Annotated in this window: 9 protein-coding genes; all 9 read right to left on the bottom strand. The window is 41.6% G+C overall.

The annotated features are described in order from the left end of the window. Positions 1-65: 65 nt before the first annotated feature. The 9 genes from GPM24_RS05885 to GPM24_RS05845 all read right to left on the bottom strand — a co-directional run bounded on the left by GPM24_RS05885 (position 66) and on the right by GPM24_RS05845 (position 10,774). Positions 66-1,604: a YifB family Mg chelatase-like AAA ATPase gene (locus tag GPM24_RS05885; RefSeq protein WP_158825789.1), complete on the bottom strand. Its 1,539-nt coding sequence runs from the start codon at positions 1,602-1,604 to the stop codon at positions 66-68. Between the two features lie 112 nt (positions 1,605-1,716). Beyond that, positions 1,717-4,035 carry a PAS domain-containing sensor histidine kinase gene (locus tag GPM24_RS05880; protein WP_158825788.1) on the bottom strand — a complete coding sequence of 773 codons (2,319 nt, stop codon included), beginning with the start codon at positions 4,033-4,035 and terminating at the stop codon, positions 1,717-1,719. A 390-nt stretch (positions 4,036-4,425) separates the two neighbouring features. Beyond that, positions 4,426-5,172: a DUF4932 domain-containing protein gene (locus GPM24_RS05875; RefSeq protein ID WP_158825787.1), complete on the bottom strand. Its 747-nt coding sequence runs from the start codon at positions 5,170-5,172 to the stop codon at positions 4,426-4,428. Between the two features lie 352 nt (positions 5,173-5,524). Then, positions 5,525-5,956, bottom strand: a complete 432-nt coding sequence (locus GPM24_RS05870) for a hypothetical protein (protein ID WP_158825786.1) — start codon at positions 5,954-5,956, stop codon at positions 5,525-5,527. 245 nt (positions 5,957-6,201) lie between these two features. Beyond that, positions 6,202-7,530: a signal recognition particle protein gene (gene ffh, locus GPM24_RS05865; RefSeq protein WP_158825785.1), complete on the bottom strand. Its 1,329-nt coding sequence runs from the start codon at positions 7,528-7,530 to the stop codon at positions 6,202-6,204. A 114-nt stretch (positions 7,531-7,644) separates the two neighbouring features. Next, positions 7,645-8,745, bottom strand: a complete 1,101-nt coding sequence (locus tag GPM24_RS05860; RefSeq protein WP_158825784.1) for a DUF3078 domain-containing protein — start codon at positions 8,743-8,745, stop codon at positions 7,645-7,647. A gap of 68 nt (positions 8,746-8,813) precedes the next feature. Continuing rightward, entirely contained in the window at positions 8,814-9,134 is a 321-nt protein-coding gene (locus tag GPM24_RS05855; protein ID WP_158825783.1) for a hypothetical protein, read from the bottom strand. Then, on the bottom strand, positions 9,131-9,868 hold the full coding sequence (locus GPM24_RS05850; RefSeq protein WP_158825782.1) for a hypothetical protein: 738 nt from the start codon (positions 9,866-9,868) through the stop codon (positions 9,131-9,133). The genes GPM24_RS05855 and GPM24_RS05850 overlap by 4 nt, the downstream gene beginning before the upstream one ends. Before the next feature lie 63 nt (positions 9,869-9,931). Then, the gene (locus tag GPM24_RS05845; protein ID WP_158825781.1) at positions 9,932-10,774 is read right to left on the bottom strand and encodes a glucosaminidase domain-containing protein; all 843 of its coding nucleotides are present in this window, start codon (positions 10,772-10,774) and stop codon (positions 9,932-9,934) included. Between the last annotated feature and the right edge of the window lie 283 nt (positions 10,775-11,057).

Here is an 11,057-nt window from a genome sequence, read left to right as displayed (position 1 = left end):
GCTATTAGGAGTAGAATTACTTAAATGTAAAACAATTGTTACTTTAATTAAGATGCTTATAAATCTTATCCTGCCCAGCCCTCCCTATCCAGGCTGCGGAAGTGGATAGCTTCGGCTAAGTGCTCTAACTGAATTTCCTCACTATTAGCCAAATCGGCGATTGTTCGGGCTACTTTCAAAATACGGTCGTACGCACGGGCCGAAAGACCCAATTTCTCCATTGCCTTTTTGAGCAGATTTTGCCCGGCAGCGTTAATTTTACATACATCGCGCACCATACTGGCACTCATTTGTGCATTGGCGTGTAGGTCGGGCTTATTACCAAAACGCTGCGATTGTATATCGCGTGCTTTGATAACCCGCTCGCGGATATCTTCGCTCTTTTCGGCCACCCGTTCAGACGACAAAGCATCAAAGTTAACCGGTGTAACCTCTACGTGTAAATCAATACGGTCTAATAAAGGGCCCGATACTTTGCTCAGGTACTTTTGCACTGCGCCAGACGGACAGGTACATTCTTTTTCGGGATGATTGTAATAACCGCAAGGACAGGGGTTCATGGAAGCCACCAACATAAAGCTTGACGGGTAATCGACCGTAAAACGTGCCCGCGATACGGTGATACGGCGCTCTTCCAGCGGCTGGCGCATTACCTCGAGCACCGTACGTTTAAATTCGGGCAGTTCGTCTAAAAACAATACACCGTTGTGAGCTAATGATATCTCGCCGGGTTGTGGGTTGCTGCCACCGCCAACCAAGGCAACGTCACTAATGGTGTGGTGCGGCGAACGGAAAGGCCTTATTCTTACCAAAGCATCCGAAGCTTTAAGTTTGCCGGCTACCGAATGTATCTTAGTAGTTTCCAATGCCTCGTGTATACTCAATGGCGGCATAATTGATGGCATACGTCGGGCCAGCATGGTTTTACCGGCACCGGGGGGGCCAATCAATATCACATTATGACCACCAGCCGCGGCTATTTCCAGTGCACGTTTAATATTTTCCTGGCCTTTTACTTCGCTGAAGTCGCTGTCATAATTGCTCAGGCTATCATAAAACTCTTCGCGGGTATTTACAACTTCACGCTTAAGCTTGGTTTCGCGGTTAAAAAAGTCGGCAATGTCTTTGATGGTTTCAATGCCATATACCTCCAAATCATTTACAATAGCGGCCTCACGGGCATTTTGTTTGGGCAAAATGAACCCTTTAAAACCTTCCTTACGGGCTTGGATGGCAATAGGCAAAGCACCTTTGATAGGTTGCAGACCACCATCCAGTGATAACTCGCCCATAATAATATACTTATCCAGATCATTAGCTTCCATCTGGCCAGAGGCAGCCAAAATAGCGGTAGCAATAGTTAAATCGTAAGCTGAACCTTCTTTGCGGATATCGGCTGGGGCCATGTTAACCACCACCTGCTGGCGCGGCATTTTGTAGCTACAGTTTTTTAAGGCCGACTCGATACGGTAATAGCTTTCTTTGATGGCTACATCGGGCAACCCCACAATAAAATATTTGGTACCGGCAGCAATATTAACTTCTACAGTAATGGTGGTAGCCTGTATGCCGTATACGGCGCTGCCAAACGTTTTTACTAACAACGTGATAAAGCTTTATTTTGAAGCGCTAAAGATATTAATTTATTGCGTGATGATTGCGATAGGTATGGTATCTCAAACCGATATTCCCGTATCGCTTTTATCATCCTCTTAACTAATCAATTTTTGGCAAAGTAAACCAAAACGTACTGCCGTCGCCAAGCTGACTGGATACTCCTATCTCGCCCCCATGCCGCTTAATAATTTCGGATGAGATGTAAAGCCCCAAGCCTAAACCTGAAAACTGCACACCGTTGCTTTCTACCTGAAAATAACGGTCAAACAAGTAAGGCACTTTATCGGGCGTTATACCCGGACCTTTATCGGTTACCGCCACACGTACAATTTGTTCTTCATTAGTAATGTGAACAACAATACGAGGTGATTGAGGCGCATATTTAGCAGCATTACTCACAAAATTTACAATTACCTGCTCAATTTTACTGGCATCAGCCATAACTTCAACGTTCATATCACCTGTAATCTGCAAAGTATAATCGTCGTTGATTAAATTATGGCAACAGGCGTACACCAATTTAGATATTACAAAGCTGGTGTAATTAAGTGCTACCTGACCTTCGCGTATTTTAGTTACGTTAAGCAGATCAGACGCCAGCTTAATCAGCTTTTTAAGGCTGGTGTTGGATTGTGACAGCAAAGCCGATACAGCTGCGGTACTACCCATACTTAATTTGCGGGTAAGTAGCTGCAACGAAGCATTAAGGCTGGTTAGCGGTGTTTTTAATTCATGACTGGCTATGCTGATAAAGTCATCTTTCAGCTGCTGCAAACGTTTTTGCTCGGTAATATCCAGTGCGGTACCTAATATCCGTTTTGGTTTACCTTCGCTATCATAATAAACCTTTCCTTGCAGCTGCACCCAGCTAATACGGCCGTCTTGTTTTATCACACGGTAAATTTGGTACAACTTTCCGGTTTCAAAGGCAACATTAAGTGTACGTTCACGCTCTACCAAATCTTCGGTATGGATTACGTTAAAATAATCATCGTGGTTGGTTGATTTTCGGACGCCAAAAATTTCGTCGAAACGAGGAGAGGTGATAATATAATGCGTATCTACGGTTAAATCGAAAGTACCAATATCGGCAGCTTCTACAGCCACACGCACCCGCTCTTCGGCTTCTTCAATTTTTTGCCGCGCTACTACCGCCTCGGTGGTATCTATGCCAACGGTAATAACGCCGGCAATCTGGTTATTGGCATCTCGCAATGCTTCGTAACTAAAATCGTAATAACGAGTTTCTGCTGTATTGTTACGGGTGATAGTAACCGGCATAGCCGTTACTGAAACGCTTTGCCCCGTGGTGTAAACCTTTTGCAGCATATCTTCTAACCCTTGCTTTTTAATATGCGGGAAGGCTTCGAATAAAGGCCGGTACATCACATGCTCAAGACTGGTTTGCCACATATCCAGCGTGCGTTGATTGATGAGGCTGATCACATGTTCCGAACCTTTAAAAACCGTCATGGCTACCGGTGCATTGCGTACCAGGTTAAGCAAGTTCTCTTCACTTCTGGCAATGGCCTGTTTGGCTAATACATCGCGTGTAATATCAATAGAAACACCTACCAGGCGTAAGGGTTCGCCGTTATCTTTAAAAAATGCTTTTCCTTTAGCTCGGATAAAGCGCTCATCTGTATCATTGGTTTGAATACAATAATCTACTTCGTAATCACCACCCGATGCCGGATCAAGTGCACGGCTGATAGCTTCTGCAACGCGCTTTTGATCAGTGGGCAACAATTTTTGTACAGCTAGTTCAAGGTTGGTATGATTGGTATCAGGCAAGTCAAACCACTCGGCCAGGCGTTTGCTGCCAGTAAAAGTGTTGGTAGCAGTATCCAAGTTCCAGGTGGCCAGTTCGGCGGCGTTGATAGTGAACTCCAGCTCGGCATTGCTTTGCTGCAATTTTGTTTCTGCTATATACTTTTCGGTGGTTTCAAATAAAGTAATTAGTATACCCCCAATATGGCCATTATCAACATATAATGGCGTAAATGAAAAATCAAAATAACGGTCGGTTACCGATCCGTTTATCACCGAAAACGTTTTAAAGTTTTGTATAGCTATAGGCTTCCCTTGGTTAGCCTGTTGCACCATAGATTCTATTTGTGGCCAAAAGTTTGGAAAAGCATCATAAGCACTATAGCCCAATGTTTTGGGATAGTTGCCAGAGGCCAGTATCTGCTTTAATCCATTATTGTAAATAAGCGTATACTCCGGTCCCCACAATACAGACATGGGTAAAACTGAATTTAGCGTGATACTAACCGCACTTTTTAATGCAACGTGCCATTGCATTGGGTCGCCCAAAGCAGTTTCGTTCCAGTTGGTGTTTCGAATTAGTTGTCCCATTTCGCCACCACCTTGCATAAAGTATGGTATCTCGTTTGAAATGGATGTATTAGGCATAAAGGTGTATTAAAAATTAACCAGGGATATTGTTTTACATAGATACAACACTTCTAATTAAAATGGTTAATTTTTAAAAAATTTGCTTATGACTTTGATGCCAATCATTACCAGCGCTCACAAATACATAAAGTTAAAGCATTAATTATTTCTTTGATTTGATACTCGTTTGATTTTGCTTTACCCGGCTCACAACCATCCAACTAATTAAACCAAGCGGCAAAGGTTTGCTCGATAAATGTTTTTCCTACCTTAAAAGGTTTTGTAGCCCGACAATTCATCCTTATAAGTTCATCAATGTGTTGTGTTTGAATGCGTATCCTAATTTTTCTTAAACATAAAAAAGGCCGTCTGCTATAGACGGCCTTTTAACATGATGAACTTTAATTATTAATATGCTTTTGATTTGTTATCAATAGCTATATTTTCTTTAAAGGCATAGCTTAAACCGTTGGTAGACATCCGCGGAAAAACAATGCACTCGTTGTAAGTATGACCTTTGATTTGCATAGTACCGGCGTAAGCGTTGATAAGTGGCGATAACACAACCTGATAGCCGTTGGCCTGAGTGCTTATACCTTTTTGCATCTCATTATAATTAAACATACCGTTAGCTCTTTGTACCATATCAGCATACATACCTTGGTGCTGGGTATAAAACTCGTGAAAGTTGGTTTCTTTATAAAAGTTTTGCAACAGCAGGGCATAACGTTTAAAGTCAACTTTATTTAAATCAATGCGGTAGCTGGTTTTTAAAGCCACACGACCATCGTTCAGTTGAAATGCATATAAACCGTCCAGATAGCATTTGATCATATTAGCATTACGGTTTAAGTCGGCATTCAGGTGGCGCACACCTTTATGATCTTTATATTTATTAAACCAAGCCATCAGTTCGTGATAATAAGCAGTGTTTTTGTTGATGATGGTGGTATCAGTTTGGGCCAGATCAGTTAATGCCAGCATGGTATAACCCAGCTCAAAAGTTTCGGGTACCTGAGCCGATACTTTGCCGGTATTGGCATTAATGTATTTAGATGTATAACGAGAAGCAACGTTATAGCTTTTGCAGCTGGTGAAAAATGAAGCGGCGGCAAACAATACGATTACAGCAGCACGGTTTAATTGTAGTTTCATATTAATCAGGGTATTAGCGTAGTTTGTGTTAGATGAATTATCTGTTAAGATATAGACAACTCATATGCCGTTACCTGACTTATATCATAATATGCCCCGAAATATGCCCGTTTTTATGAGAAATACACCAATTTGAGCTTAAAAATGCTGATTTTTTAAATGAAACAATATATGGTGATTTTGTAGTGGGGTTAATAATACCAGCAAGCGTTGTGAATAATTCCCCAAATTGGGGAAACTGTCTTACATAGTGCTTAATATATATTGACTAGCGGCGATAAATTAAGAAAGACCACTTGAAATGATTTTGGCTGTTCGAATTTTAGAGACTTCGAACAGCGGGAGAAAATGGTTAACGTCTTTTTAAATTTATAAAATAGTAGTTTGTTCCAAATGTTAAGATCATGATACTTAACAACCATAAATAGTAACCCAACTCCCGAGATATAATTTTCGCCATACTACCACTTTCTGCACCTAATACCTTTTTCCAAGTTAAAAATGATAGTGCTAAAAAAGCTGCTGTGGAACTAGTTATTCTTGCTGATGGCTTATCCTTCAATAAATAAAATATTGTAATTAGTGATAATGGATTTGCAAACCAAATTATTTGCTCGAATAATCCGCCTCCCAAAAAAGCTGTGCTACCCATAAAAAAGTAGTCTATTGATGAAACGTAGCGTACACCTTGATAGTCAATAATAACAGCATTAAACAACAGTGAAATTAGAAATACACCTAAACTTGTGATAATGGTTAACCTTCGTACTATATTTTTATTCAACTTAATAATATTAAATTAGATAAATTTAAATATATTACTTAATTCTTAAGTTATTAGGATGATTTATAAAGTTTTCCCCTATGCTGTCAAAGTTTGAAACTTCGAGCCCTTATGCGCGTGGCCATCAGATTACAGCATCATATAAACGTAAACCGCCATGCCGAACAAACTCAGCATGGCGGTTTATATTTTAACCAGAAAACTCTTGGTTCCTGGCTCTTGTTTCTTGGCTCTAATAAATAAACTTACATCTTCGGCATGCGGCGCATCAAATTAGCCATGGCAGCGGGGTTGCTTACCTGTTTCATAATTTTGCGCATGTCTTCAAATTGTTTAATCAGGCGGTTTACTTCCTGAATATCGGTACCCGAACCTTTTGCAATACGGTTACGACGGCTAGGGTTAATGCTGTCGGGATTCGATTTTTCGTGTGGCGTCATGGAGTTGATAATGGCCTCGATTGCTTTAAAGGCATCATCGCCAATTTCTACGTCTTTTACCATTTTGCCTACACCCGGTATCATGCCCATCAGATCTTTCATGTTACCCATTTTCTTGATCTGTTGTATCTGGCTATAGAAGTCGTTAAAATCAAACTTGTTTTTGCGGATCTTCTTTTGTAATTCGGCAGCTTCTTTTTCGTCAAACTGTTGCTGAGCACGCTCTACCAGGGATACTACGTCGCCCATGCCCAAAATACGCGAAGCCATACGGTCCGGGTGGAACACGTCCAGCGCTTCCATCTTCTCGCCGGTACCAATAAACTTGATAGGCTTGTTAACTACCGATTTGATAGACAACGCCGCACCACCGCGGGTATCACCATCCAGCTTGGTTAATACGGCACCGGTAAAGTCTAAACGATCATTAAACACCTTAGCAGTGTTTACAGCATCCTGACCGGTCATGGAATCCACCACAAACAAAATCTCGTGCGGATTGGTAGCCGCTTTTACGCGCTCGATTTCCTGCATCATAGCCTCATCCACTGCCAAACGGCCGGCGGTATCAATGATGACCACATTATTGCCATTTTGCTTGGCCTGTGCAATACCCTCCAGCGCAATAGCTACCGGATCTTTCGACTCGCGGTTGGCATATACCGGGATATTTATTTGCTGACCTAATACTTCCAACTGATCGATAGCCGCCGGGCGATAAACGTCATCAGCTACCAGTAAAGGCTTTTTGTTTTTCTGAGTTTTCAGAAAGTTAGCCAGCTTACCGCTAAATGTAGTTTTACCTGCACCATTCAAACCGGCAATCAGAATAATAGTAGGGGTAGCCGGAAAATTCAGTTCGGATGTACTGCCACCCATCAGGGCGGTCAGCTCATCGTTCATGATTTTGGTAAGCAACTGACCCGGCGAAATAGTAGTTAATACGTTTTCGCCCAATGCTTTTTGCCTTACCTCGTCGGTAAAGGCTTTGGCAGTTTTATAGTTAACGTCGGCATCCAGAAGGGCTTTTCTAATTTCCTTCATGGTTTCGGCCACGTTGATTTCGGTAATGGTTCCTTGTCCTTTCAGGACTTTAAACGCCCTGTCGAGCTTATCTGAAAGATTTTCAAACATGCTTATTCCAATCTTATTTTAGGGTACAAAGGTATGATTTTAAACTGATTTTTGCGGGTGCTAAATCCATAAAAACAACTACTTACAATGGTTTAAACTGTATGGATACTGCTTTTAAGGGAACCTGTACAGTATACCAATAGCTAAGTTTTCGTTAGATTGTATTGGAATACCTTTTCCTTTTACGCCATTAGTTCCCCGGCTGGTATATAAAGCATCAGTTGCTTCCTTGTCATACAAAGCCACACCGGTAATAGTTACGCTGATCAGGCGGTTTACTTTGGCCGCAAGGGTTAGGTCCAGGCGGTGATCTATGTTTTGCAAGCTGCGTCCGTAGGGTATAAACAAGGCATAGCGGCTGGTTAAATGGATATTACTCATAATATCCTTATCAAACAGTGCTACTACCTGAAAAGCGAGCTCGTTTCTGAATGTTCTGCTGCTGTCAACACCATAGGCAGTGGCCTGCCCGTTAAATACTGCTTTATCCAACACCAGGGTTTGACGGGCTGTACCGGTACCTAAACGCAAGTCAAAGTATTTACTGGGCTTATACTCAAAACCTATAGACTCGGTGATATAACCTGGCGCCAAAAACTTAGAAATGATTTGTGGTGGATTAACGCCACTGGCATCGTAAGAAAAACCGCGGTCAAACTGTGATTCAAAACTTAGTGAACCAAAGAAGAACCAGCTTTTGGATAATTGCGATGATACCTTGTTATCCCAAAAAACACGGTCGTTGGTTTTACGGCTCAATTGTCCCCGGTTTTTGGAGCGGCCATACAGCAAAATTAATTCTGTTGTATAGTTAAATGGTTGCTTATTATACTCTAGCCTGTAATCAATGTTACTGTTAAGGGCAAATGAATTGACACCACCACCGGCCCAATTATCACTAAAAGCCGATTGGCTAAAGTTTATGCCAATAATAACGCTTTTGCGCCAATAGCTTACTTTATAATCCAGCATAGTTACTGGTATGCGCTCGGGCTGTATCTGAAAAGGGCGCAGGCGTTGGGGCAGGGCATTACGCCGTGGCTCAATTCGGTAACGGTTTACCAGGTTGGTATCAATTTTAATGCTGTCGCGGCGCAGGCTGTCAGCTCTTCTTAAACTATCGGTTACCCGGCGTAAACTGTCTGTTTGCTGGGCGTGTGCCGAAAACGTAAAGACAAATAATAAGCAGAAAAATACAAGGCCGTTTCTCAACATACTGCAACAAATTAAAACAAAAACCGCTTTGTTTTAAAGTTAAATCTGAATTTAATGCGTTAAATATATTAATAAAACCGCCACGCCCAAAACCTGCGCGTCTGTAAATAGTCAGCATCATTTTCATGATGATAGGCTTCACGTTCAAAAATAATCTGGTAGTAGGCCTGCTCGTGGTTGCCGTAAGTGTACAAGTTATACAAATAGTGCAGCAAATAAGCTAAATAAAACGGAATCACCAGCATTTCGGCAGCCTGTTTCAGGTGTATCGTTTCGTGACGTATAATGATGGGATCATTAATGTCCTGCTTGTTTTTGACCAGTATAAACGGGTATAAAGCCATGCCGCTTACTTTCAAAAATGGAACAACTATAACCGGATACCTCATTCCTGTGCTTTTAACGGTGGTAAACTTACCGTATTAGGATAACGCATAAACCGCTTTAAATTTGATTTGATATAGGTAATAAATTCGTAGTCGTTAGCGGTAGTTACCAAATAATAGCTGGGCCGGTACCGGGTCATAAAATTAACCAGTTGCTGATCTTTCAATCCGGTAATTTGCTGTACAAAAGCTTTGTTGAAACGATAATCAATCACATCCTGCCGGTAATCGCGCTCAATAATGTCGCGCAGATGTGCGGCATTGCGTCCGCTCCGGCTCAAGGCATTATAGATAGCATCAATACCAATGCCTGCGCCTGTTGGCCCAACAGTTAATATATCCTTATCGCTGGCTACGCCATAAATTTTGCTGTACTCCTGATGGCGCAAGGCCAGTTTTCGCTGCGGGTTCATTAGCGTATCACGGATGTTCACATCCTTCAGCATAATGCTTGATTGCCTTAGGTAAACAGCCATATCAAAATCGGTAGGTACTTTTATAGTATCGGTATAGTAGCCCTGCTTACTAAACACCAACTGATCGCCTGGCTGGGCGCTTATTTTAAAATCTGCTTTCAATGTATTGTAAACTGATTGCCCTGTACGCAGGTTGCGAACGTTTACTTTGGCAATGCGCTCTTTGCTTGTTTTGCTAAATACAATGCCCCCAACAGGCTTATCCTGCGAAAAGCCCTGAAGTGCCAGCAAACAAAAAAAGAAAAGCAGCCCTATTCTCATGAACATTTTAAAATTAACGCAAAGACCGGCAAAAGGCTTACCATTTAACAACATTTAACAGCTTTAGTGAATAACCACCAGCCGTTGGCCAATTTTAATGTTGTTATCCAAAATATTGTTCATCGCCTTAAGGTCTTCAACGGTAAGTCCAAAACGCCTGGAGATAGAGTATAGTGTATCACCTGTAGCTACGGTATATATTTTATTGGGTGGGGTATTGTTAATGATGGAGTCTTTAATGGATTTACCAATATTTTGGTTGATTTGAGCCAACACACGGTCTTCCCGCTTGATTTTTTGAATTTCACCTTCCGGACGGTCATACTGGTCGAGGTGATATTTTTGGATAGCGTTGATTAATAATTGCGGATAGCTCGGATTGGTGGCATAGCCGGCTTCTTTTAAGCCATAAGCCCAGCCTACGTAGTCATTTTTATCCAGCTCAAATAATTTAGCGTAGCGTTTACGTTTCAAAAATTCGGAATGATCGCGATAGGAATCTTCCGGGTTGTTATATACTCTAAAGCAGTCGTTCGGGTTGTCATCATCTTTATAATAGCTGCGGCCAGTCCAGTCAGATGTACATTTGATACCAAAATGGTTGTTGGCTACTTTTGCCAGCTCACTGTTACCAAAGCCCGACTCGAACAGCCCCTGCGCCAGTGTAATACTAGCCGGAATACCATAAAGATTCATTTCTTTAACCGCGATGTTTTTAAACCGCTCAATGTAAGAGGAAGCTGTGAACGACGAGTAAGAATCAATAGACTGTTTATTTTCTTTTAGTATACGTTGGTTGTTGCGCTTAGCCACATCACTGCCGCTACTAGTCATCACTTTTTTACGCGAAGAACACGCACTCAACATCACCACCAGTACCATCAAACAAGCTAAAATTCTCTGCATCACTGTTTAAATATTAGAAGGTTGAAAAATACGAAAAAACTGATTGTAATGTTTCGATTAAGATTTTCTATTGGCTTTTAGTTAATGCTTTTGACTTCTGGTTGTGCCCTGTTAGGATAGGGATGTACTTATATTACTGCCTGTGGATGTTATTTTTTCTTTTACCGCAAAAGAAAAAGTAACCAAAGAAAAAGCTCTCGGCCGCACCTTCTTTCTATTTTATGCTGTGCTAATACTTTGTACAGTAGCTACCGAAAGAAGCTGAATGCCGATTCTTTTTGAA

This window comes from Mucilaginibacter lacusdianchii (assembly GCF_009770985.1).
GTDB lineage: Bacteria > Bacteroidota > Bacteroidia > Sphingobacteriales > Sphingobacteriaceae > Mucilaginibacter > Mucilaginibacter lacusdianchii.
This window is presented reverse-complemented; position numbering and strand designations above follow the sequence as displayed.

What these genes read in the sequence shown, in the direction of transcription:
- GPM24_RS05880 (WP_158825788.1), bottom strand. Translation starts at nt 4,035, where the DNA reads ATGCCTAATACATCCATTTCAAACGAGATACCATACTTTATGCAAGGT.
- GPM24_RS05860 (WP_158825784.1), bottom strand. Translation starts at nt 8,745, where the DNA reads ATGTTGAGAAACGGCCTTGTATTTTTCTGCTTATTATTTGTCTTTACG.
- GPM24_RS05855 (WP_158825783.1), bottom strand. Translation starts at nt 9,134, where the DNA reads ATGAGGTATCCGGTTATAGTTGTTCCATTTTTGAAAGTAAGCGGCATG.
- GPM24_RS05850 (WP_158825782.1), bottom strand. Translation starts at nt 9,868, where the DNA reads ATGAGAATAGGGCTGCTTTTCTTTTTTTGTTTGCTGGCACTTCAGGGC.
- GPM24_RS05845 (WP_158825781.1), bottom strand. Translation starts at nt 10,774, where the DNA reads ATGCAGAGAATTTTAGCTTGTTTGATGGTACTGGTGGTGATGTTGAGT.
- GPM24_RS05875 (WP_158825787.1), bottom strand. Translation starts at nt 5,172, where the DNA reads ATGAAACTACAATTAAACCGTGCTGCTGTAATCGTATTGTTTGCCGCC.
- ffh (WP_158825785.1), bottom strand. Translation starts at nt 7,530, where the DNA reads ATGTTTGAAAATCTTTCAGATAAGCTCGACAGGGCGTTTAAAGTCCTG.